This is a genomic window from Pseudomonas maioricensis, assembly GCF_022790535.1.
Taxonomy (GTDB): Bacteria; Pseudomonadota; Gammaproteobacteria; order Pseudomonadales; family Pseudomonadaceae; genus Aquipseudomonas; species Aquipseudomonas maioricensis.
Genome location: NZ_LOHG01000029.1, coordinates 14,601 through 37,901 on the forward strand (window position 1 = coordinate 14,601; position 23,301 = coordinate 37,901).

Consider the following 23,301-nt stretch of genomic DNA (forward strand, 5'->3'; position numbering starts at 1 on the left):
TCGGCAGCTCCTACAGGTCCAATGTTTGCCGCGATACAGGGCAGCTTCCACAGGTTCTGTGCCATCCTCTGAAACCCTTTGTGGTTAGTCAAAACACGACCTTTCATCGCCTGAAACCATCAATTCCCGGCTCGTTTCGAAACTTTTGCAATTTGTGTGGTCTAGTTAACGTTCGGGTAATTGCAACAACTAACCCGTGACGTTAAATTGCCACTATAAGATGCAGAGTACGCACTAATGCGCATAGACGGCCCCTCACAACGTTCATACCCCATCAAACGCAAGCCGCGTAATCAGCCTGCGATCGTTGATGGCACCTTCGAAGAAGTCGAAAACGACGCCGAAGTTGCCCAGCAGCCAGCGCACGGCGCTCGCTCAGGTGGTAGTGGGCAGGCCAACTCGACAGCCAACGTACCTGCTCGTCAGCAAGACATCATCTTTCCGCGCTCCATGAGTACCCGCGTAGCCAATGCCTTGGCCAGTTACCTGGCCACCGCAAGCTTCGTTGATTGGGATCTGGAAGTATCCGGGCTTGATGTCCACGTTTGAATGATTCCCGCCTGCCTTACTTTCTGGGATGTCCGTCATGGAGTGAGAACGCCTGGCGCGAATCACTGTATCCGGAAGACGCTCGCAGTAACGAATTCCTAGGCCTGTATTCACAGGTTTTCAACGCCGTCGAAGGCAACACTACTTTTTACGCCCGACCCGCGCCTTCCACTGTTCAGCGCTGGGCTGAAGTGCTGCCTGATGACTTTCGCTTTACGGCCAAGTTTCCCGGCGACATCAGCCATGGCGGTGATCTGCGCCTACAGCTGCAAGCGGCTGAAACCTTCATTCAATTGCTGGCCCCGCTGGGCAAACGTGTTGCGCCTTTCTGGCTTCAGCTTTCAGCCAGCTTCACGCCGCAACGCCTCGCCGAACTGATCACTTTCATTGATGAGCTGCAGTGCCCGCTGGCTGTCGAAGTGCGTAATAGAGCGTTCTTCGAAAAGGGTGATGAAGAGCGCTTGCTTAATCGTTTGTTGCTTGAGCGCGGCGTCGAGCGCATCTGTCTGGATTCCCGCGCGTTGTTCAGCTGTGTGTCCAGCGATCCGGCGGTACTGCATGCTCAGTCGAAGAAGCCCAAGGTTCCCGCTCGCCCGGCAGCATTGACTCAATTCCCTCAGGTGCGCTTTATTGGCCATCCCGTGCTGGAAGCCAATGACCCCTTTCTGATCCAGTGGGTGACCAAGGTCGCAGGCTGGATCGAGGAAGGCCGCACGCCTTATGTGTTCCTGCACACCCCGGATAACCTCGAAGCGCCACAACTGGCCCGCCGTTTCCACAGTCAGTTGATGGCACGCCTGCCGGGCTTGCCGCCATTACCGGAGTTGGACCGTACACCACCGGTGCAGCAACTGGGCTTGCTCTGAGGTCGATAACTGTGGCTTCAATAGCCGCATTGACGATCACAGGAGTCAGCAATGGATTCGCAACAACTTCTTCGCGCACAGACTTTCAAGGCATTACACGAGCGTGATCGTGCATTTGTGATTCCCAATCCTTGGGACGCAGGGTCGGCCAAGCTGTTGGCGTCCATGGGCTTTGAAGCGCTGGCCACTACCAGTGCAGGCTTGGCATTCACCTTGGGCCGCGCCGATGCTGAAGGTGCGTTGAGCTTTGCCGAGTCGCTAGAGAACATTCGCGCCATCGTTGCCGCAACCGACCTGCCTGTCGCTGCCGATCTCGAAAACTGTTTTGCCGACAGTCCGGAGGATTGTGCGGCCAACCTGTTGGCGGCCGCGCAGGCGGGCATTGTTGGTGGCTCTATCGAAGATGCCACTGGCAAGACCGATCAGCCGATTTACGATTTCGAATTGTCCGTAGCGCGGGTCAGAGCGGCGGCGCTGGCCGCACGCAGCTTGCCGTTCCCGTTCATGCTCACCGCCCGCGCGGAAAACCTGCTCAACGGGCGAATGGACTTCGCTGACACCTTGAATCGGCTCCAGGCCTACGCTGACGCTGGTGCTGACGTGCTCTACGCCCCCGGTCTGCGCACCCGGGAAGAAGTGATCGCGGTCGTACGAGCTGTCGCCCCCAAGCCGGTCAACGTATTGATGGGGCTTGGCGGCGTCACGCTGACGGTTGCCGAGCTCAGTGACTGTGGCGTCAAACGCATCAGCGTCGGCTCCTCGCTCGTCCGTGCAGCCTTCGGCGGTTTGTATCGTGCGGCTGAAGAAATCCGTACCCACGGCACTTTTAGCTACGCTGAGCAGGCGCTGCCATTTGCTCAACTCAATGCGTTGTTCAAGGACTGAGGGTGCGCGGTTCTACGCTGTTTCTGATTTTCCTGTTGCTGTGTGCCGGTGCGGTTGCTGCCGTATGGCGAGGCTGGATTGAGGTGCCTGCGCAATGGAATCCCTGGGCACCGCTGGATATTCAGGCTGAGACCAACTTCCTGACGTCTTATAAATTGTCGCGGGTGAAAAACGACCCACAGCTGTGTGATCAGGTGCTGGGGTCGTCGAGCCTGCGTTTCAGTCATCAGGCTGATAGCCCCGCGTCCGCGGATTGCCCGCTCAGCGATGTGTTAAGGGTTCAGGGCAGCGAGGTGGCGCTCAGCAGCAGTTTTCTCGCCAGCTGTCCGTTGGCGGTGGCCTACGCGTTGTTTGAAGTGCACACCTTGCAGCCCGCCGCCCAGGCTGTATTTGGCCAGCGGGTGACGCGTATCGACCATCTGGGCAGTTTTGCCTGTCGCAATGTATATGGCAGAAGTAGCGGACGTTTGAGTCAGCATGCGAGCGCCAATGCGCTGGATATCGCAGGCTTCCGGCTGGCGGACGGGCAGCGGATCAACCTGTTGCGGGACTGGAAGGATGAGGGCGATAAGGGCCGGTTCTTGCGAGAGGTCCGCGACGGGGCCTGCAAGCAGTTCAATACCGTATTAGGGCCGGACTACAACGCAGCGCATCAAAACCATTTCCATCTGGATATGGGATCTTGGCGGGTGTGTCGCTGAGGTAGATGTTTTTGTAGGAGCTGCCGAAGGCTGCGAAGGCGGCGTGTCATGGGAATCCATTCGCAGCCTTCGGCAGCTCCTGCAGATATCACCGAATCAACGAGATCAAGCCGCCATACGCAGGTTTTGCAGGATGATCGGGCGTGCCCAGCCCATGTCGTAATTCAATGCGCGTTGCTGGGCGACCATGGTGTCGTCATCCAGTGGCAGGGCAGGCTTGTCGGCCAGGTCCCACTCGAACTCGGCGATTGGCAAGTGCAGCGGGCGTGGTTGAGGGCCGGGGCCAGGTATAACGCTGTCATCGTAAGGGTTGAGTACGTTCGGACGAACCCATTCGCTGTCGAACTCCAGGTTACGCTGCTGGGCGATCATCTCGCCGATGCTGAACGGTTCGTTCGGCGGAGGCAGCAGGTCCAGTTCGAATTCAGCGATAGGCAGAAACAGCGGTTCGGCAGGGATAAGCGGTTTGCCTTCAACCGGACAGGCGCGCTGCTCGACGATTTTGCCCAGTGTGCGGGCACCGGCAACAGGCTCGCCAGTGGCAACATCGGTAGCAACGGTTGCTGGATCAACAGGTTCAGCCGTTGTATCGCGCAGTTGTTCAGCCATCACACGGGCAAACGCATCCGACCAGATCTGGGTAACACCGCCCAGTGCCCGGCTGTTGCGCAGGGTAAAATCACCTGCGTGCGTTAGATAACCTATGGATGATTGCTGAATGTCTGACATATCGATCGTTACACGTCGTAGGTCTGGCAAAATGCCTGATACTTCTTTATCGGCAGATTTTGCCGATCATTAACACTTTTTGAGCGTGTGGACACAATGAGTGAGCAACAAGCGGGCAGTCGTATCCGGGTCGAGGCCCTTGAGAGTCAGAATCAGGAGCAGGCCGTGCAATGGGCGCAGCGTCTGGACCTGCTTTCAGGCGACGTTGACGCCGATTTTGCCCTGCAAGTGACTGACAATGGCCTGCAATTGCAGCAATTGGGTGATGACGCGCCGGGGCCGGTGCGGGTTGACTTCGTCGAGGGCGCGGTCGCCCATCGGCGTCTGTTCGGTGGTGGCAGCGGGCAGATGATTGCCAAGGCCGTGGGCATTCAGCCGGGCGTTCGGCCTACGGTGCTGGATGCCACGGCCGGGCTGGGCAAGGATGCGTTTGTACTGGCCAGCCTTGGCTGCCAGATGAGTCTCATCGAGCGGCAGCCAATCATTGCCGCACTGCTGGAAGACGGCTTGAGCCGCGGGCGACAGGATCGGGAAGTGGGTTCAATCATCAGCCAGATGCGTTTGCTGACCGGCAACTCCATTGAGCTGATTCGTGGCTGGGAAGGCGAGCCGCCGCAGGTGATCTATCTGGATCCGATGTTCCCTCACCGGGAAAAAACGGCATTGGTGAAGAAAGAAATGCGTCTGTTTCGGCCGCTGGTAGGTGACGACATGGACGCTCCGGCGTTGCTGGAGGCGGCACTGGCATTGGCCACCCATCGCGTGGTGGTCAAACGCCCGCGCAAAGCCCCCTGCATCGAAGGCCCCAAGCCGAGCTACGCGCTGGATGGTAAATCCAGCCGGTATGACATCTATCCGAAGAAAGCTTTGAAAGCGGTGTGATTGCAGTGCTTTGCCGCGGATTATTTGTGGGAGCAGAGCTTGCTCGCGATGAACGATAACGGGGTTTATCTGAACCATTGCAGCCCCTGCATCGCGAGCAAGCTCTACTCCCACAGGTTTTGCGTCTGCCCTGGATTCACCTCGACTCCGTGGGCCATTATTCCACCCCATACGCCCGCATAAATAACCCGACCACTTCCTGCACATGCGCTTCGGCGCTGGCGTCGTCTGGCCGCTCGCCGCAGCCGACCAGCAGGCGGAAGTTGCACACGCCTTTGATCAGGCTGAGAAAGTGCTCGGCAGCGGTCCTTGGGGAGTCGAACTTCAGCTGTCCGCTTTGCTCAAGGCGGCTCAGCAATCGCTCGGTCTCCTGAAGAATCCGTTGTGGCCCGGCATCAAAAAATATCTGCGACAGCTTCGGATCCTGAGTGCCCAACGTCACCATCAGGCGATGCAGCTCAATCGATTCCGGGCTGTTGATCAACACCTGAAACCCGCGCGCAACATTCAGCAGCAATGCCTTGGCAGGCAAGTCGCGATTGAGCTGAATGAACAACTCCGGCATCTGCTCTTCGCAGCGAGCCACGACGGCAGAGGTAAATAACGTCTCCTTGTCGTTGAAATGGCTATACACCGTGAGCTTGGAAACGCCCGCCTCTGCGGCGACGGCATCCATGCTGGTGCTGGCGTAGCCATTGCGCACGAATAACTCTTTCGCAGCATCGAGGATGGCTTGGCGCTTGGCCTGATCTTTCGGCCGGCCGGGTCCCGGATTGCTTTGGGAACCGCTGTGAGGACTGCTGTGAGAGCCGCTTTGAGAATCGTCAGACATGTTCGTTTAATAATGTACTGGTGAGTTTGGTAATTTTTAATATACTCGCCAGTACAATTATTCCAAGCATCTTTTGCGAAGGGCTCCACCATGTTGCGCAAATGTCTGTGCCTCGTCCTGCCTCTGGGTCTGATGCCGTTGCTGTCTGGCTGCGGCCAGGAGGCAACCGCACCGGTCATCATTCGTCCCGCCATGGTGATTCAGCCATCGCCTTCTGCACAGGCGATGGACAGCTATCCCGGTGAAGTTCGCGCCCGTTTTGAACCCGATCTGGCGTTCCGGATCGGCGGCAAGGTCAGCAAGCGGCTTGTGGAGGAAGGGCAGCGGGTCAAGGCCAATCAGCCATTGGCCGAACTGGACGCCCAGGATGTGCGCCTGCAACTGGATGCCACCCGTGCTCAAGTCGCTGCTGCCGAAGCCAATCTGCAACTGGTGCGGTCCGAGCGGGATCGCTATAAGACCCTGATGGATCGGCAGATGGTCAGCCGTTCGCAGTTTGATAATGCCGAAAACCTTTATCGTTCTGGCGAAGCCCGGCTCAAGCAGATCAAGGCCGAGTTGACCGTCGCCGATAACCAGACCAGTTATGCCGTGCTGCGCGCGCCTCAGGATGGAGTGGTGGCCAAGCGTCTGGTGGAAGTGGGGCAGGTGGTCGCTGCAGGGCAAACGGTCTTCACACTCGCCGCTGATGGTGAGCGAGAAGTGCTGATCAGCTTGCCGGAACAGAATTTCGCCCGCTTCAAAACCGATCAGCCAGTCACCGTAGAGCTGTGGACCCAGCGTGAACAGCGTTTTCCTGGTCGGATTCGTGAGCTTTCACCTGCTGCTGATCCCCGCTCGCGAACCTTCGCAGCACGCATTGCCTTTGCCAGCGGCAAGGTACCTGCGGAGCTGGGACAGAGTGCGCGGGTGTTCATCGAGGCTGCGCAAGCCGTGCCGCTGGCGGTTCCGCTTTCGGCCGTGACCTCGGAAAACGGCAGCCATTACGTGTGGCGGGTTGCTGCCGACAGCACGCTCAAGCGGGTTAACGTCCGGCTCGGGCCTTATGGTCAGGAATCGGTGCCCGTGCTGGAAGGCTTGGCGGCCAGTGACTGGATCGTTGCCGCTGGCGTGCACGTGCTGCATGAAGGCGAGCAGGTTCGTCCTGTCGATCGTGATAACCGTGCGGTCAAACTGGCTGCGAAGGAGTAAGCACGGATGCGATTCAATCTTTCCGAATGGGCGCTGCGCAATCGCCAGATCGTGCTGTACCTGATGATCGTTCTGGCCGTCGTTGGCGCGTTGTCTTACACCAAACTCGGTCAAAGCGAAGACCCGCCTTTTACGTTCAAGGCCATGGTGATTCGTACGCTATGGCCCGGCGCAAGTGCTGAAGAAGTCGCGCGGCAAGTCACGGATCGTATCGAAAAGAAACTCATGGAAACCGGCGAGTACGACCGCATCGTCTCGTTCTCACGGCCCGGTGAATCCCAGGTCACGTTTATTGCCCGTGATTCGATCTTCTCTTCGTACCTGCCGGAGCTGTTCTATCAGATCCGGAAAAAGGTCGGTGACATCCGCCAGAACCTGCCGCCAGGTGTGCAGGGGCCGTTTTTCAATGACGAGTTCGGCACCACGTTTGGCAACATCTATGCGTTGACCGGCAAGGGCTTTGACTATGCCGTGCTCAAGGATTACGCCGACCGTATCCAGCTTCAACTGCAACGCATCAACGATGTGGGCAAGGTTGAGCTGATCGGCTTGCAGGACGAGAAAATCTGGATCGAGTTGTCCAACGTCAAGCTCGCAACACTGGGCTTGCCCATGCAAGCTGTGCAACAGGCCCTTGAAGCGCAGAATGCGGTCTCGGCCACCAGTTTTTTTGAAACACCCAGTGAGCGGGTTCAGTTACGCGTCAGCGGCCGCTTCCAGACCGTCGACGAGATTCGGGAGTTTCCGATCCGCGTAGGTGATCGGACTTTGCGCATACGCGATCTGGCCGAGGTGCATCGCGGCTTCAATGACCCACCCGCGCCGCGCATGCGTTTCATGGGCGAGGAGGCCATAGGCCTTGCGGTGGCAATGAAGCCGGGCGGCGATATTCTGGTGCTCGGCAAAGCGCTTGAAGGCGAGTTCGCCCGATTGCAGAAAAACCTGCCCGCGGGTATGGAACTGCGCAAAGTTTCTGATCAGCCCGCTGCGGTGAAAACCGGAGTCGGTGAGTTCGTTCAGGTCTTGGCCGAAGCGCTGGCGATTGTGCTGCTGGTGAGTTTTTTCTCGTTGGGAATGCGCACCGGCATGGTGGTCGCGTTGGCGATTCCGCTGGTATTGGCCATGACCTTTGCCTGCATGTATTACCTGGGAATCGGCCTGCACAAGATTTCCCTAGGCGCGCTGGTGTTGGCTTTGGGCCTGCTGGTGGATGACGCGATCATTGCTGTGGAGATGATGGCGATCAAGATGGAGCAGGGCTACGACCGGCTGCGAGCCGCCAGCTTTGCCTGGACCAGCACCGCCTTTCCCATGCTCACTGGTACCCTGATCACGGCTGCCGGGTTCTTGCCGATTGCCACTGCGCAGTCCAGCACGGGTGAATACACCCGCTCGATTTTTCAGGTGGTGACCATCGCGCTGTTGGCGTCCTGGGTGGCCGCAGTGGTTTTTGTGCCGTATCTGGGCGAGCGTCTGCTGCCTGATCTGGCGAAGATCCACGCTAAAAAACACGGCACTGGACCCGACGCGGTAGACCCACACGGTACGCCGTTCTACCAACGGGTACGGGCGATGGTGGGTTGGTGCGTGCGTTGGCGCAAGACGGTGATTTTCGCCACGGTTGCGCTCTTCGTGCTGTCAGTAGTGATGTTCAAATTTGTCCCGCAGCAGTTCTTCCCGGCGTCCGGTCGGCTGGAACTGATGGTGGATTTGAAGCTGACGGAAGGGGCTTCGCTGAACAGCACCGCCGAGCAGGTCAAACGTCTCGAACAGATGCTCAAGGATCATCCGGGTATCGACAATTACGTGTCCTATGTCGGCACGGGTTCGCCGCGATTCTATCTGCCGCTCGATCAGCAACTGCCCGCGACCAGCTTTGCGCAGTTCGTGGTGTTGGCGAAAACGATCGAGGACCGCGAGGCGTTACGGACCTGGCTGATCAGCAATCTCAACGAGCAATTCCCGACTTTGCGCTCACGGGTAACGCGACTGGAAAACGGCCCGCCTGTAGGTTATCCGGTGCAGTTCCGGGTCAGTGGCGAGCACATCGATGAAGTCCGCGCATTGGCGCGCAAGGTCGCCGCCAAGGTGCGAGAAAATCCTCATGTCGCCAATGTCCATCTGGACTGGGAGGAGCCCAGCAAAGTGGTGTTCCTCAATCTGGATCAGGATCGGGCGCGCGCGTTGGGCGTAACCACCGCTGAATTGTCCAGGTTCCTCCAGCGTTCGTTGACCGGTTCCAGTGTCAGTCAGTATCGCGAGGACGATGAGCTGATCGAGATCCTGTTACGCGGTACACCTGATGAGCGTCAGCAGCTCGGGGCGTTGGCGAGCCTGGCAGTCCCCACTGAAAACGGTACCAGCGTGGCGTTATCACAAGTGGCGACCCTTGAGTACGGATTCGAAGAGGGTGTGATATGGCACCGTAACCGTTTGCCCAACGTGACGATCCGCGCCGACATTTACGGCAAGGAGCAACCTGCAACACTGGTCCAGCAAATCCTCCCAACCCTGGCCGATGTGCGCAACGAGTTGCCGGATGGTTATCTGCTGGAGGTCGGCGGAACCGTTGAGGACGCGGCACGGGGGCAGAATTCGGTGAAGGCGGGCGTGCCGCTGTTCATCGTTGTGGTGCTGACGTTGCTGATGCTTCAACTGCGCAGTTTTTCACGGATGTTCATGGTGTTTCTGACCGCGCCGCTGGGTTTGATTGGCGTGACGCTGTTTTTGCTGGTGTTCAATCAGCCGTTCGGTTTCGTTGCGATGTTGGGCACTATCGCGTTGTCAGGAATGATCATGCGCAACTCGGTGATCCTGGTGGACCAGATCGAGCAGGACATCGCCGGTGGGCTGGATCAGTGGTCGGCGATTATCGAGGCGACCGTGCGGCGGTTCCGGCCAATCGTCCTGACCGCACTGGCGGCGGTGCTGGCGATGATTCCGCTGTCTCGCAGCGTCTTCTTCGGCCCGATGGCGGTGGCGATCATGGGTGGGCTGATCGTGGCGACAGCCCTGACGCTGCTGTTCCTGCCTGCGCTATATGCCGCGTGGTTCAGGGTGAAGAAGGCGGGATGAAGGAGGTGGATCATCTGTAGGCGCTGCCGAAGGCTGCGAAGCCGATATTTCTGATGTACCAAGATTCGCAGCCTTCGGCAGCTCCTACAGGTTGGTCATGAAGTTACAACGCCCCAAACACTTTCTTCGCCAGACTCGTAGCCGCAGCTGCCGGGTTGGCGCGGATGCTTTCTTCCTGTTTGGCGATCATTTCAAACAGGCCATTGAGCGCCTGCTCGGTCACATAACCTTCGATATTTGAACTCTTGGCATCAAGCACACCCAGCGTGGCTGCCTGACCGGCAAAGGCGTTGTACTTCTGCGCCAGGCCAACCTTGTCGGTGGCTTGTTTGACGATGGGCAGGAATTTGGCGCGAATCTGCTCGCGACTGCTGCTGTTCAAGTACTGAGTTGCGGAATCCTTGCCACCGCTGAGAATGCCCTTGGCGTCAGCCACGCTCATTTTCTTCACCGCATCCACCAGCAACGCCTGAGCTTGCGGAACGGCGGCTTCGGCGGCCTGGTTCATGCTGGTTTCCAGCTGATCAACCTGAGCGCCCATGCCGAATTGCTTCATTTTTTTGGCGACTTTGCCAAGATTGCCCGGCAGTTCGATGCGTACGTCCTGGTTATCGCTGAAGCCACCAGGTTTACCCAGTTGCTTGACGGCAATTTGCGCGCCCTGAGTCAGCGCGTCTTTCAGGCCGCCGGTGGCGTCCGATTGCGAGACGTCGTTCAGCGACAGGGCAAATACGCTGCTCGACAGCATCAGACCCGCGCACAGGCTGGCAAACGTAAAGGGGAGACGAAGCATGAGAGCATCCTTTTCTTTGACTTGATTCGGAGACCGCGCCGGGCTGAGCTCCGGCGGGGTAGTGCATAGAGCCTATCAGGAAGTCAGTCTGGCTGGCGGTGCTGAAATCGCCAGGATCAACGGGTTTCTTCGACCGGCTCCGGTTCGCTGGTGTCTTCACTGCCGTGCAGCGCCACCTGGCGAATCGACAGACGAATCTCGGCAGGCAGTACCCGCTTGGCAGCGCCCTCGGCCAGTTCGCCCAGCAGCGGGTGATAACTCAATTTGCCAGCCGGGTCCTTACGCAATACGCCCAGGTCCAGCAGGGTCTGGATGAAGTGACGGAACAGGCTTTTGTCGAAGAATTCCGGGGCGTTCAGGCCGTGCAGGATCGATAGCCGCTGAGCCATCACTGTGCACAGGTCTTCCAGTTCTTCAGCGCTGAGGGTTTTCTGTCCGCTGTTGAGCAGTAGTGAGATTGCCATGTAAAACCGCTGCAAAGTCTGGGCAATGGCCCGCGACAACAGCGTCAACAACACAAACTCTCGGGAGCTCGGTGCGGGACGCAGGTAAACGTTGTTCTCGAAACGCAGCAGACCTTGCTCGACAAACGCTTGCAGCCATTCATCAACCACTTCGTCCAGCTTGTTCAATGGCCAGCGGATGAACAGCTCGGACTGCAGGTACGGATACAGCGCACGGGTGTAGCGCAGGATCTGCTCGCGGCTCATGCGCGATGAGCTCTGGAAGAAACTGGCCAGCAGCGAGGGCAGGGCGAAAATGTGCAGGACGTTGTTGCGGTAATACGTCATCAACACCGCATTCTGTTCGTCCAGGTACAAAATCTTGCCCAGTGCGTCCTTCTGTTCCGAGAGCAGGTCCATGCTTTTCACATGTTCAATCAACGCTCGACCGTCGCCTTCCGGCAGGGTGGTGTGCGGCGAATACGGTACACGGCGCAGCAGCGTCAGATACAGGTCGAGCACCCGTTCCATCGCCAGGTCGTCCAGTGCCAGCTTGTGGGTGGAGAGCAGCGCCAGCGCAACCAGATTCACCGGGTTGATCGCAGCGGCTTCGTTCAGATGCTGAGCCACACGTTCGCCTAGGCGATTGGTGGTCTCGTTGAGCCAGGCGGGTTTGAATTGCGGACCCAACTGCTGTTCACGCCAGTCCGGTTGTTCATCATCGAGGAATTCAGCCAGCTTGATCGGCTCGCCGAAGTTCACTGAAACCTGACCGAAGCGCTGCTTCAAGGCGCCAATGACCTTGAAGATATCGAAGATCGATTCTTTCTTTTTTGTCGCACCGCGCAGCTCGCCCAGGTAAGTGCGGCCTTCCAGCACGCGCTCGTAACCGATGTAGACCGGCACAAATACGATTGGCATACGTGAATTGCGCAGGAAGCTGCGCAGAGTAATCGCCAACATGCCGGTCTTGGGTTGCAGCATGCGTCCGGTGCGCGAGCGTCCGCCTTCGACGAAGTACTCCACCGGGAAGCCCTTGGTGAACAGCGTGTGCAGATACTCGTTGAACACCGAGGTGTACAGGGGATTGCCCTTGAACGTACGACGCATGAAAAATGCACCGCCACGACGCAGCAGGCTACCAATGACTGGCATGTTCAGGTTGATACCCGCCGCGATGTGCGGGGGCGTCAGGCCGTTGCGAAACAGCAGATAGGAGAGCAGCAGGTAATCGATGTGGCTGCGATGGCAGGGCACGTAGATCACTTCATGACCCTGGGCAACGTCCTGCACGCCTTCGATATGACTGACCTTGATGCCGTCGTAAATCTTGTTCCAGAACCAGCTCAGGATCACTTCCAGAAAGCGGATCGCCGAATAGGTGTAGTCCGAGGCGATTTCGTTGCCGTAACGCAACGCCATTTCACGGGCTTTGGCTTCGGGGATATTTTCCCGCTCTGCTTCTTCGAGGATCGCCTGTTTGACCAGCGGTTCGTCCAGCAGGCCTTTAACCAGGTTGCGCCGGTGCGATACATCGGGGCCGATTACGGCAGTCTTCAAATTGCGAAAGTGAGTACGCAGAAGGCGTTGGGTCATGCGCAGGGTCAGTTCGTAACCCTTGTTCTCGCTGACCAGATCGCGCATGTGAATCGGTGCAGAGAACTGCACCCGGGTTTTGCGGCCCAGGATCAGGATGCTCACAAACCGCCGCAGGCGGCCAGTGACAGCCCAGCTGTCGGCAAACAGCAGCTTCCATGGACTGGACTCGCGATCCGGCGACTGTCCCCAGAACACACTGACCGGAATGATTTGCGCATCTTCGGTGGCGTTCTGGCTGACAGCACTGACCAGCCGCTCCAGTGTCGGCGGCGCACCGCGTTTGTCCTGACGGCCAAGCCAGTCCGGAGACGGTGTGAGGTAGAAGAAGGCAGCCGGTTCAACCAGCTCGCCCACTGACACCGGCAGGATAGGACGCGGCAGGCCGGCCTTGCGGCATTCGGTGTCGATAACCGCCAGATCGCTCATGGAGGGCGACTGCAAGGCGTAAAACACCGGCCGACTGCGATCCAGATTAAGCGTGAACGAAGACTGATTGATGGTCTCGGAACGAACCCAGAGATACAACAAGCGACGCAAGGTGCCAAATACAAGGCGGCGGAACGGAGAACGGGTCATACGGCATCTGCGAAAAGGGGGCGGTGCCCGCGAGGACGCTAGTGTGCCGTATCTGGTGGGGTTGGGCAAAAGGAGGCGAAGGGTTAAGAATTTATGAGCGGTGAACCCTGTGGGAGCGAGGCTTGCCCGCGATAAGGCCACCGCAACTATCAGGCCCATTGCGTCCAGCTTCATCGCGGGCAAGCCTCGCTCCCACAGACTTTGCGCCATTCCAGATATTTGCGCGATGCTGCCCGTAAGACTGCGGGCGAACATAGAATCGCCTACAGGAAAAGAATGCGTTACGCCGTCTTCCAGGTAATCTCTTCTTCGCCATCCGCACTGATACGAATCCAGCGATCCGCCGTCTCTTCGCTTTCTTCTTCGACCCAGCTGCCGGGTGCGCAGCGTACTTCAACATTCAGGGCAACGAACGCAGCACGGGCGCAGGCGATGTCGTCTTCCCATGGGGTGTCATCGCTGTCCAGATGCAGGCTGTTCCATTTACCTACCGCCTTGGGTAGCCAGGTGACCGGCACGTTGCCCGCTTTGCACTTCCAGGTCTGGCCTTTCTGTACCCAGTCGGTGCATTGACCCAGTGCGGCGCTGAGCCACTCGGCAATGGCCTTGTGATCAACATCAGTGTCTTTCAGGTAAATCTCGATATCGGGTTGGCGCATGGATGCCTCGTGAGAAAGTGAAAAAATCCATTCGCGGATTCGGTCGGATGCCCGTTAGCGGGCATCTTCGTTGTTTGTTATTGCAATACGAAATAATCGTAGCGCATGGAAACCGTCACCTCGAAGGGTTCGGCCTGTTCAATCACATTGGCGCGACGTTCGGCGCTGGCTCGCCAGCCGTGGGGCGTCATGGCCAGCAGGTTGGCGCGTGCCTGACCGTCAACGAGGCTGAGCTTGAAACGCAGTGTTTCACTGTGAGCCAGTGACATGCCTTCCGGCACCAATGCCAGATGTTTGTCATCGGCATAGTCACGCACTTCGTCGTAAAGCCGCTCGCGCAACTCCATCAAATGCTCGCTGGTCGGGCCGACCCGCATCAAACCGCCACCCGGCGTCAGCAGGCGCTTGGCTTCGTTCCAGTCCAGCGGGCTGAACACACTGGCCAGAAACTGGCAGCTGGCATCCGGCAGCGGGACGCGAGCCATGCTGGCGATCAACCACGTCAGCGTCGGGTTACGACGACAGGCGCGCTTGACCGCCTCGCGGGAGATATCCAGCGCATAGCCATCGGCATCCGGCAGGGCTTCGGCGATTTGCGCAGTGTAGTAACCCTCACCACAACCGATGTCCAGCCAGTGCGCGGGGGCACGTTCAGCGGCCAGTTCTGCCAGACGCCTGGCGACAGGCGCGTAATGCCCGGCGTTGAGGAAGTCCCGGCGCGCTTCGACCATGGCCTGATTGTCACCAGGGTCGCGGCTGTTCTTGTGCTGCACCGGCAACAGGTTCAGATACCCCTGCCGCGCGCGGTCGAAACGATGGTTGGCCGGGCAGGCCACGCCATTGTCCACCGCCGTCAGCGGGGCAGAGCAGATCGGGCAGGTCAGCATCAGGCGAGCAACTTGACCAGAGTCTGATAGTAGATCTCGGTCAATACATCGAGATCGCTGGCCAGAATGCGCTCGTTGACCTGGTGAATCGTCGCGTTGACCGGGCCCAGCTCCACGACCTGCGTGCCCAATGTGGCGATGAAACGCCCGTCAGACGTGCCGCCGCTGGTAGACGCTTTGGTCTCGCGCCCCGTGACCGCTTTGATGCTCGCCGAGACGGCATCGAGCAAATCGCCCGGCTCGGTGAGGAACGGCAGACCAGACAACGCCCAGTCCACATGCCAGTCCAGACCATGCTTGTCGAGAATGGCCGATACCCGTTGTTGCAGGCCTTCGACGGTGGACTCCGTAGAGAAGCGGAAGTTGAACACGGCCACCAGATCACCGGGGATCACGTTGGTCGCGCCGGTCCCGGAATTCAGATTGGAAATCTGGAAGCTGGTCGGCGGAAAAAAGTCATTACCTTCATCCCAATGCTCTGCGGCTAGTTCTGCCAGCGCCGGAGCCGCCAGATGAATCGGGTTGCGCGCCAGATGCGGATAAGCCACATGGCCTTGTTTGCCGCGAACGGTCAGGGTTGCGCCAAGGGAGCCGCGACGACCGTTTTTGACCACATCGCCAACCAGCGTGGTGCTCGACGGTTCGCCAACTATGCACCAGTCCAGCCGCTCGTTGCGCTCACGCAAGCGCTCGACCACAGCCTTGGTGCCATGATGCGCCGGACCTTCTTCGTCGCTGGTGATCAGGAAAGTGACTTTGCCTTTGTGGTCAGGGTGATCTGCGACAAAGCGCTCAGCCGCCACCAGCATCGCTGCCAGGCTGCCTTTCATGTCGGCTGCGCCACGTCCGCACAACATGCCGTCTGCATCGATCAGCGCGTCGAACGGGTCGTTTTGCCAAGCCTGTACCGGGCCGGTCGGCACCACATCGGTATGCCCGGCAAAGCACAGCACCGGACCTTCGTTGTTGCCATGACTGGCCCAGAAGTTGTCCACGTCCTCGATACGCATTGGCTCAAGCGTGAAGCCTGCATCACCCAGGCGCTGCATCATCACCGCCTGACAATCGGCATCAATGGGCGTAACCGAAGGGCGACGGATCAGGTCGCAGGCAAGTTGCAGCGTAGGCGAAAGGTCGGCTGGGGCCGTCATGTACAAAACTCCGGTTGATAGCGCAGTGGACCTATAGGAGCTGCCGCAGGCTGCGAATTGCGATGCGTCAGGCTTATCACCTTCGCAGCTCTCGGCAGCTCCTACATATCGTATAAGGGCGCGAAAAAGGCGCCTATCTTAAAGCAAAACGGGGAGGGGAGGCCGCCGTTTAGTGATGTGCGGACGTTTATCTCAACGTGATTGCTGTTTTTTCGTTGAAGAGATTTTGCGCCGCATTCGGGATGTGCCCTACGGCTCAATGGGAAGAGACCTGCATATTTCAACGCTGTGTCCATGCACACTGGTTTGTCATTACAAACCACCGACATGCCCTCATTTTCGTTCCTGATTAGGAGCGCGATGTGTGTAGCGCGGAAAGTATGGGTCGCTATGAAAATACTATCGTTTTGGCTGGCCTGCGTCGGGGGAGGAGTCACTCTTGAATATCTCGGTATTCCCCACGGTTTGCTGCTGGGCTCAATACTGGTATCAGCGATTATTGTCAGTAAGTGGGGTTTTTCTCCGCCCTTGAAGTTTGGCCTTGGTTACGTGCAGATAGTCCTGGGTGTTGCCACCGGACTTATGTTTGATGCGTGGGACAGTCGAGTCGTCGGTGCTCTGCTTCCGAGTATCGCTTTCATGGTGCTCTGCCATATGGCCCAGATTGCCGTGGCTGGATTCTGGTTGAGCAGCGTTTCAAAGTGGAGCATCAAGGACTCTTTGCTTGCGGTGTATCCAGGTGCGCTCGCTGCGGTCTTTGATCTGATGGAGTCCGAGCGTGCGTCCAGCAAAGTGATGGTTGTACATCTCATTCGTCTTTTAGGAATTACCGTACTGGTTAGCATATTCATGCCGGTTGATGCGCAAATAGTCGCGACATCCAGCGAGTTAACAGGTCCGGGCATGTTTCTGGTGGTGTCATCGTTGATTGCCCTGTCTCTGCTGTCTGGACGCTTGCTATTCAGGTTCGGTGTACCCGCACCATTCATGCTGACGGCAATTATCTGCACGGGTATCTACGTCAAGATGGGTTACCTGGGAGGTTTCCAGGTACCGCGATCGGGCGTGCTGTTGGCTACATTGGTTCTCGGTGTGTTGATCGGAACCAAATTCCGGGACGTTACGTGGGTAGAACTTCTTCGGCACGGAAGATCAGGCCTCGTCTCAGTGATCTTGATGTTGTCGATTGCAGGCGGTTTTGCTTTGTTGGCAGGGAGGGTTCTAGACGAAGATCCATTTACCCTTTGGCTCGCCTATATGCCAGGCGCAATTGAGACCATAGCAATTGTCGCGTTCAGCAGCGGACTTAACGTTGTATTTATCCTTTCCCATCATTTGGTGCGAATGGTTCTCTTGCATTTTGCGCCAGCATTGATCGTCCGACTCCGTCGTTAACGTTGCAAATGTCTAACAGCGGAAGTCATCAACCTGCCCCCTCAGTACATTTTCTGACCAATCACCCACCTTCAGGATGCCCTAACCCAGCCAAAGCCCTATAATGCGCGCCGGTTTTTGGGGTATTGGTCATGAGTTCAGAAGATCCGCGTTTTGCAGGTATCGCCCGTTTGTACGGCATCGAAGGTCTGGAGCGGCTGCGTGCTGCCCATGTTGCTGTGGTCGGTATCGGCGGTGTCGGTTCCTGGGCGGCTGAAGCCATGGCGCGTTCAGGCGTGGGTGAGATTTCCCTGTTTGATCTGGACGACGTCTGCGTCAGCAACAGCAACCGTCAGTTGCATGCGCTGGACAGCACCGTGGGTCGCCCCAAAGTTGAAGTGATGGCTGAGCGTCTGCGGGCGATCAATCCGGATTGCGTTGTGCACGCGGTGGCTGATTTCGTCACCCGCGACACCATGGCCGAGTACATCACACCGGATCTGGATTGCGTGCTGGACTGCATTGACGCGGTTAACGCCAAGGCTGCGTTGATTGCCTGGTGCAAGCGTCGCAAGATCCAGATCATCACTACCGGCGGTGCGGGTGGGCAGATTGATCCGACGCTGATTCAGGTCTGTGACTTGAACCGTACCTTCAACGATCCGCTGGCCTCAAAAGTACGCTCGACCCTGCGCCGCGATTATGGTTTCTCGCGGACCATGAATCGTCATTACAGCGTGCCGTGTGTGTTCTCTACCGAGCAGCTGCGTTATCCGAAGCCGGATGGCAGCATTTGTCTGCAGAAGAGTTTTGTCGGAGATGGGGTCAAGCTGGATTGCGCCGGTGGTTTTGGCGCGGTGATGATGGTGACAGCGACCTTCGGTATGGTCGCGGCCACCAAGGCAGTAGACAAGATCGTTGCAGGTGTACGCCGCCCTTCGGAGCGAGCCAAGCCGGTGTCGGTACCGCCGCCTCAGCCTGCTACTGCTGCCAACTGACGCATCCTTTGCAGCACGGCATTCAGGCCGTTGCTGCGTGAAGGGGAAAGTTGACGGCTCAAACCGAGTTGGTTGAACCAGTCCGGCAAATCCACTTGCTGGAGCTCTGCTGCCGACAATCCGTTGACCCGTGCCAGCAATAGCGCCACCAGACCCCGAATCATCCGCGCATCGCTGGCAGCACGAAACTGCCAGTGGCCTTGGGTCATCTCGCCTAGTAACCAGACCTTGCTTTCACACCCATGAACCAGGTGCTCTTCGGACTTTTCATGATCCGCCAGAGCCGGCAATCGCTCGCCCCATTGCATGAGCAGTCGCGCACGTTGCTCCCAGCCTTGAGGTTGAGCAAAGGTGTCCAGTGCAGTTTGTGCGTCGATGGGCAGGCTCATCGCAGCAACTCCAGCGCCTGATCCAGTGCGTTGAAGAAATGCTGCAAGTCGCTTGAGTCGTTGTACAGCGCAAGAGACACCCGAATCGCCCCCGACAGGCCAAGGCTTTTCAGCAACGGCATGGCGCAGTGATGTCCTGCACGCACTGCGATGCCTTGCTCTGTCAGCAGGTGGGCAAGATCGGCGTTGTGCACGCCCTCGACTGTGAAACTGACCAGCGCCAGCTGCGGCCCGCCCAGCACTCGAACACCGTCTCGCTGACGCAAGCCGTCAAGCAGCAGGGCGTGCAGGGCAGCTTCATGTTCCAGCACTGCGCGGTGATCGAGGCTCTGCAAGTAGTCCAGTGTCGCGCCAAGGCCGATCACACCTGCAATCGGTGGTGTTCCGGCTTCGAAGCCCAGCGGTGCCGGGCGGAACTTCGCGTGTTCGTAATCAGTGGTCAGGACCATCTCGCCGCCGAACTGCCAATGTTGCAGGCGCGGCAGTGCGTCGTTACGACCGTAGAGAACACCCACACCTTCCGGGCCGTATAGCTTGTGGCTGGAAAACACGTAGAAGTCACAGCCCAGTGCTTGCACGTCATGTCGCCCATGGACCACACCCTGAGCACCGTCGACAACGGTCAGTGCGCCTTGGGCTTTGGCCAGTGCCAGCAACTCCGACAGTGGCTGCCATGCACCGAGCACGTTGGACAGTTGGCTCACAGCAAGCAGCCGTGTACGTTCACCAATCAGTTGCGTAGCGGCGTTCAGGTCGATCAGCCCTTGCTCATTGAGCGGCAGAATGACCAGTTTCAGATCGCGACGTTGAGCCAGTTGCTGCCAGGGCAGCAGATTGGCGTGATGTTCCAGCGCGCTGATGGCGATTTCATCGCCCGCCGCGAACTCATGCTCCAGACCGTAGGCCAGCAGATTGAGCGCAGAAGTGGCGCCGTGGGTAAAAATAATCTGACCCGACTCTCCGGCATTGAGCCAGTGAGCAACCTTGTTGCGGCTGTCTTCGAACGCCTGAGTCGCATGAGCGCCGGGCAAATGCTGGGCGCGATGCACATTGGCTGCGCCATTGGCGTAGTAATGGTTCAGGGCGTCGAGCAGGGCTTGAGGTTTCTGGGTGGTCGCGGCGTTGTCCAGATAGGTCTGGCCTTGCCGTTGCAGGGCGTCGATGGCTGGAAAGTCAGCGCGCCAGGGGGAAAAGAGGGGCATTTGCTTTGACTCGGTGAGTCAGGCCCGACCATGCGATCGGACCTGATGCAGCATCGATCAGTTGTGAGCGTGCAGCGCTTCGTTCAGCTCGATGGCCGACTTGTGGGTTTTGCATTCCACAGCGCCGGTTTCCGAGTTGCGACGGAACAGCAGGTCAGGTTGACCGGCCAGATCACGGGCTTTGACGATTTTGACCAGCTTGTTCTGGTCGTCGAGCAGCGCAACCTTGGTGCCAGCCGTCACGTACAAACCCGACTCCACGGTGTTGCGGTCGCCCAATGGGATACCGATACCGGCGTTGGCACCGATCAGGCAGCCTTCGCCCACTTTGATGACGATGTTGCCGCCACCGGACAAGGTACCCATGGTGGAGCAACCGCCGCCCAGGTCAGAGCCTTTGCCGACGAAGACGCCAGCCGAAACACGACCTTCGATCATGCCCGGGCCTTCGGTGCCTGCGTTGAAGTTGACGAAACCTTCGTGCATCACGGTAGTGCCTTCGCCGATGTAAGCGCCCAGACGGATGCGTGCGCTGTCAGCGATACGCACGCCGGTCGGTACGACGTAATCGGTCATTTTCGGGAACTTGTCGACGGAGAACACTTCCAGCAGCTCGCCCTTGAGGCGTGCTTCCAGTTGGCGCGGTGCCAGTTCGTTCAGGTCGATGGCACCCTGGCTGGTCCATGCAACGTTTGGCAGCAACGGGAAGATCCCGGCCAGACTCAAGCCGTGCGGCTTGACCAGACGGTGGGAGAGAAGGTGCAGCTTAAGGTAGGCCTCAGGCGTGGACGTCAGCGCTGCATCTTCGGCGAGCAGGGTCGCAACCAGCGGCTTGTGACTTTCGGCCAGACGGGTCAGCAAGGCAGCCTGACCAGCATCAACGGACTTGAGGGCTTCAGCCAGCTTCGACGCCTGATCGGTGTTGAAGGTAATGGCCTGGTTGCCACCGGTGTAACCCAGTACTGGTGTAACCGCTGCGATCAATTCAGCAGACGGGTTGATCAGTGGCTGTGCGTAGAAAACTTCCAGCCATGCGCCTTGACGGTTTTGAGTGCCGACACCGAAGGCCAGGCTGAACAGGGAAGTGGACATGCAAATACCTCTTACGAATTTAAAGGGCTATCTCAGTCAGGCGATAGCCGCTGCATACAGGTCTGGTTTGAAGCCAATCAGGGTTCTGTCGCCGAGATCGAGCACCGGGCGCTTGATCATCGACGGTTGAGCGAGCATCAGTTCAATCGCTTTATCCTGGTCGAGGTCGGCTTTCTGCGCCTCATCCAGCTTGCGAAAGGTGGTGCCGGCACGATTCAACACTGTTTGCCAGCCGTGCTCGTTGCACCACTGGGTCAGATGTTCGCGATCGATGCCTTGAGTTTTATAGTCGTGAAAATCGTAGTTCACCGGCTTTTCATCGAGCCAGGTGCGAGCTTTTTTCATCGTGTCGCACGCTTTGATCCCATACAGGTGCAACTTGTTGATTTCATCAGCCACGAGCTTGCCCCCTTTGAGACAGTTGAAAAACGGTGACGGATTATGCCACGGACACGCGTGCTGGGCGTGTACTGCCGACGTCTTTATGTACCCGGACATGATGTTTTGCCTGATTCATACCTATGGGTGACGGCGGTGCAGCAGCTTAAACCGTTAATATGGCACTTCGATGTGCAGTGAGTACCCCCTCTTGCAGGGGATCTGTAGGAGCTGCCGAAGGCTGCGAAACATTTATCCTGACACACCGCGATCGCAGCCTTCGGCAACTCCTACAGGTCCTGTGCTTGCCGCTAGACATCGTGGTGTCATGGATGCCGGGGCAGGCCCCACAGAAAATCGCGTCCATACAGTTCGACATGTTTTAAGGAAATCCCGCAATGCAAACTGCCTACACCGTCCTCATTCTGCTGACTCTTGTAGGCATCTCGCGGTTACTGGCCCGTGTCATTCCCTTGCCGTTGCCGCTGGTACAAATTGCTGCCGGGGCTTTGCTGGCCTGGCCCACGCTGGGCCTGCACGTGGCGCTGGACCCCGAGCTTTTTCTATTTCTGTTTCTGCCGCCGTTGCTGTTCTCTGACGGCTGGCGCATGCCCAAGCGCGACTTGTGGCGTTATCGCGGGCCGATCCTGACCCTGGCCGTCGGGCTGGTGGTGTTTACCGTGGTGGGTGCCGGTTATTTCATTCATTGGCTATTGCCGAGCATTCCACTGCCGGTTGCCTTTGCTCTTGCGGCCGTATTGTCGCCAACCGACGCAGTGGCGGTATCCGCCATCGCTCAGGATCGTCTGCCCGCACCGATCATGCGCATGCTGCAAGGCGAAGCGCTGATGAACGACGCATCCGGTCTGGTGACGTTCAAGTTCGCTTTGGCAGCCGCCATCACCGGTGTGTTTTCCCTGGCTGACGCGAGCCTGACCTTTGTCCTGGTGGCCTGTGGCGGGCTCGCCATCGGTGTCGCGCTGAGCTGGCTGGTCGGGCGGTTTCGCAGCTGGATGATTACGCGTGGATGGGATGACCCGGCAACCCACGTGGTGTTCATGTTACTGCTGCCGTTTGCGGCCTATGTGCTGGCCGAGCAACTGGGGGCTTCCGGCATTCTCTCGGCAGTGGCTGCCGGGATGATGCAAAGCTGGGTGGATCTGCTGCCGCGCCAGACCAGTACCCGGTTGCTCAATCGCAGTGTCTGGAAGTTGCTGGAGTTTGCCTTCAACGGTCTGATTTTCCTGCTGTTGGGGCTGCAACTGCCGGACATCATCGGCGCTGTCACCCACGATGAAGTCACCGTCTGGCCAACTTTGCTGTATCGCTGTCTGGACGTGTTGGCGATCTTTCTGGTGCTGGTGGTGCTGCGCTATATCTGGGTGCAGAGCGTCTGGCGCCTGATGATTCACATTCGACGCTGGCGAGGGCGCAGCGAAGGCACGCTTGAGTTATCGACCCGTGCTTCACTGCTTCTGACGGTCGGCGGCGTGCGCGGTGCTGTAACGCTGGCCGGTACCTTGTCAGTGCCGATGCTGATCAGTGTCGGTGTCGCCTTTCCTCAGCGTGATCTGCTGATTTTCATTGCTGCCGGGGTCATCTTGCTGTCGCTCGTGGCCGCCTGTATTTGCTTGCCGCTGCTGTTGCGTGGGCTGGTAAGCGAGCCCGACATGCGTATGAAAGAAGAGGTCGGGGAAGCATGGAAGCGTATCGCGCAAGTAGCGATTCACGCGCTGGAAAGCCAGGAGGTCAGCACCGGTGACAGTGCTCAGGATGCAGCCCAGGCAGCGTTGGCGACCGAAGTGAAAGCCCGGATCATGTCGGAGTACCGTCATCGCCTGGATGTCTTCAACGACACGTCCGAAGCTCAGGCCCTGGCGTTTCAGATGGATCAGATCGAGCGGCGTATGCGCATCAGCGCCCTGCGTGCACAGCGTCTCGAGCTGTACAAGCTGCATCGCCAACACCAGATCGGCGACGATGTGCTGCGCCAGATCCTGGCGCAGCTGGATTTGAACGAGGCTAATCTGGGAATGGTGAAGTAGGCGCT

At 58.3% G+C, this 23,301-nt stretch carries 21 protein-coding genes; 10 read left to right on the plus strand and 11 right to left on the minus strand.

Annotated elements, in window-relative coordinates; translation table 11 throughout:
- The first annotated feature begins 237 nt into the window (after positions 1–237).
- Genes AUC61_RS25220 through AUC61_RS25235 form a run of 4 tightly spaced genes read left to right on the plus strand, consistent with a single transcriptional unit; the run spans position 238 to position 3,001 of the window.
- Positions 238–549, plus strand: coding sequence for a hypothetical protein (locus AUC61_RS25220; protein WP_243248952.1), 312 nt, complete (start codon positions 238–240; stop codon positions 547–549).
- Positions 546–1,415, plus strand: a complete 870-nt coding sequence (locus AUC61_RS25225) for a DUF72 domain-containing protein (protein ID WP_243248953.1) — start codon at positions 546–548, stop codon at positions 1,413–1,415. The genes AUC61_RS25220 and AUC61_RS25225 overlap by 4 nt, the downstream gene beginning before the upstream one ends.
- Before the next feature lie 51 nt (positions 1,416–1,466).
- Entirely contained in the window at positions 1,467–2,300 is an 834-nt protein-coding gene (locus tag AUC61_RS25230; protein WP_243248954.1) for an isocitrate lyase/PEP mutase family protein, read from the plus strand.
- A 2-nt stretch (positions 2,301–2,302) separates the two neighbouring features.
- On the plus strand, positions 2,303–3,001 hold the full coding sequence (locus AUC61_RS25235; protein ID WP_243248955.1) for an extensin-like domain-containing protein: 699 nt from the start codon (positions 2,303–2,305) through the stop codon (positions 2,999–3,001).
- A 105-nt stretch (positions 3,002–3,106) separates the two neighbouring features.
- Here AUC61_RS25235 and AUC61_RS25240 read toward each other — a convergent pair whose 3' ends face one another.
- Positions 3,107–3,730 (minus strand): energy transducer TonB, encoded by a 624-nt coding sequence (locus tag AUC61_RS25240; RefSeq protein ID WP_243248956.1) that lies wholly within the window; start codon positions 3,728–3,730, stop codon positions 3,107–3,109.
- A 96-nt stretch (positions 3,731–3,826) separates the two neighbouring features.
- Between AUC61_RS25240 and AUC61_RS25245 the strand changes: the two genes are divergently transcribed.
- Positions 3,827–4,612 carry a class I SAM-dependent methyltransferase gene (locus AUC61_RS25245; protein ID WP_243248957.1) on the plus strand — a complete coding sequence of 262 codons (786 nt, stop codon included), beginning with the start codon at positions 3,827–3,829 and terminating at the stop codon, positions 4,610–4,612.
- A 157-nt stretch (positions 4,613–4,769) separates the two neighbouring features.
- On the opposite strand, the gene AUC61_RS25250 is transcribed toward AUC61_RS25245, so the two are convergent.
- Positions 4,770–5,444, minus strand: a complete 675-nt coding sequence (locus AUC61_RS25250; RefSeq protein WP_243248958.1) for a TetR/AcrR family transcriptional regulator — start codon at positions 5,442–5,444, stop codon at positions 4,770–4,772.
- 90 nt (positions 5,445–5,534) lie between these two features.
- Here AUC61_RS25250 and AUC61_RS25255 point away from each other — a divergent pair, with 90 nt between their 5' ends.
- Positions 5,535–6,635 carry an efflux RND transporter periplasmic adaptor subunit gene (locus AUC61_RS25255; protein ID WP_243248959.1) on the plus strand — a complete coding sequence of 367 codons (1,101 nt, stop codon included), beginning with the start codon at positions 5,535–5,537 and terminating at the stop codon, positions 6,633–6,635.
- Between the two features lie 6 nt (positions 6,636–6,641).
- Entirely contained in the window at positions 6,642–9,710 is a 3,069-nt protein-coding gene (locus AUC61_RS25260; protein ID WP_243248960.1) for an efflux RND transporter permease subunit, read from the plus strand.
- Between the two features lie 103 nt (positions 9,711–9,813).
- Here AUC61_RS25260 and AUC61_RS25265 read toward each other — a convergent pair whose 3' ends face one another.
- From AUC61_RS25265 to dapE, 5 genes are all read right to left on the minus strand, one after another.
- The gene (locus AUC61_RS25265) at positions 9,814–10,503 is read right to left on the minus strand and encodes a DUF4197 domain-containing protein (RefSeq protein ID WP_243248961.1); all 690 of its coding nucleotides are present in this window, start codon (positions 10,501–10,503) and stop codon (positions 9,814–9,816) included.
- Between the two features lie 116 nt (positions 10,504–10,619).
- A complete protein-coding gene (gene plsB / locus AUC61_RS25270) occupies positions 10,620–13,121 on the minus strand; it encodes a glycerol-3-phosphate 1-O-acyltransferase PlsB (protein WP_243248962.1) in 2,502 nt (833 codons plus the stop codon).
- A gap of 281 nt (positions 13,122–13,402) precedes the next feature.
- Entirely contained in the window at positions 13,403–13,780 is a 378-nt protein-coding gene (locus AUC61_RS25275) for a hypothetical protein (RefSeq protein WP_243248963.1), read from the minus strand.
- Positions 13,781–13,857: 77 nt separating this feature from the next.
- Positions 13,858–14,667, minus strand: coding sequence for a putative RNA methyltransferase (locus AUC61_RS25280; protein WP_243248964.1), 810 nt, complete (start codon positions 14,665–14,667; stop codon positions 13,858–13,860).
- A complete protein-coding gene (dapE, locus tag AUC61_RS25285; RefSeq protein ID WP_243248965.1) occupies positions 14,667–15,818 on the minus strand; it encodes a succinyl-diaminopimelate desuccinylase in 1,152 nt (383 codons plus the stop codon). Before dapE ends, AUC61_RS25280 begins: the two co-directional genes overlap by 1 nt.
- A gap of 390 nt (positions 15,819–16,208) precedes the next feature.
- Here dapE and AUC61_RS25290 point away from each other — a divergent pair, with 390 nt between their 5' ends.
- On the plus strand, positions 16,209–17,213 hold the full coding sequence (locus AUC61_RS25290; RefSeq protein ID WP_243248966.1) for an AbrB family transcriptional regulator: 1,005 nt from the start codon (positions 16,209–16,211) through the stop codon (positions 17,211–17,213).
- A gap of 131 nt (positions 17,214–17,344) precedes the next feature.
- A complete protein-coding gene (gene tcdA, locus AUC61_RS25295; RefSeq protein WP_243248967.1) occupies positions 17,345–18,190 on the plus strand; it encodes a tRNA cyclic N6-threonylcarbamoyladenosine(37) synthase TcdA in 846 nt (281 codons plus the stop codon).
- On the opposite strand, the gene AUC61_RS25300 is transcribed toward tcdA, so the two are convergent.
- The 4 genes from AUC61_RS25300 to AUC61_RS25315 are packed head-to-tail and all read right to left on the minus strand — an operon-like array spanning position 18,166 to position 21,251.
- Positions 18,166–18,579 (minus strand): SufE family protein, encoded by a 414-nt coding sequence (locus tag AUC61_RS25300; RefSeq protein WP_243248968.1) that lies wholly within the window; start codon positions 18,577–18,579, stop codon positions 18,166–18,168. The two genes, tcdA and AUC61_RS25300, sit on opposite strands and share 25 nt — an antisense overlap.
- Entirely contained in the window at positions 18,576–19,781 is a 1,206-nt protein-coding gene (locus tag AUC61_RS25305) for an aminotransferase class V-fold PLP-dependent enzyme (RefSeq protein WP_243248969.1), read from the minus strand. The genes AUC61_RS25300 and AUC61_RS25305 overlap by 4 nt, the downstream gene beginning before the upstream one ends.
- Positions 19,782–19,838: 57 nt before the next feature.
- On the minus strand, positions 19,839–20,873 hold the full coding sequence (dapD, locus tag AUC61_RS25310; protein WP_122397370.1) for a 2,3,4,5-tetrahydropyridine-2,6-dicarboxylate N-succinyltransferase: 1,035 nt from the start codon (positions 20,871–20,873) through the stop codon (positions 19,839–19,841).
- Positions 20,874–20,909: 36 nt separating this feature from the next.
- Positions 20,910–21,251 (minus strand): ArsC family reductase, encoded by a 342-nt coding sequence (locus AUC61_RS25315; RefSeq protein ID WP_122665557.1) that lies wholly within the window; start codon positions 21,249–21,251, stop codon positions 20,910–20,912.
- 398 nt (positions 21,252–21,649) lie between these two features.
- Here AUC61_RS25315 and AUC61_RS25320 point away from each other — a divergent pair, with 398 nt between their 5' ends.
- Positions 21,650–23,296, plus strand: coding sequence for a Na+/H+ antiporter (locus AUC61_RS25320; protein ID WP_243248970.1), 1,647 nt, complete (start codon positions 21,650–21,652; stop codon positions 23,294–23,296).
- Positions 23,297–23,301 lie beyond the last annotated feature (5 nt).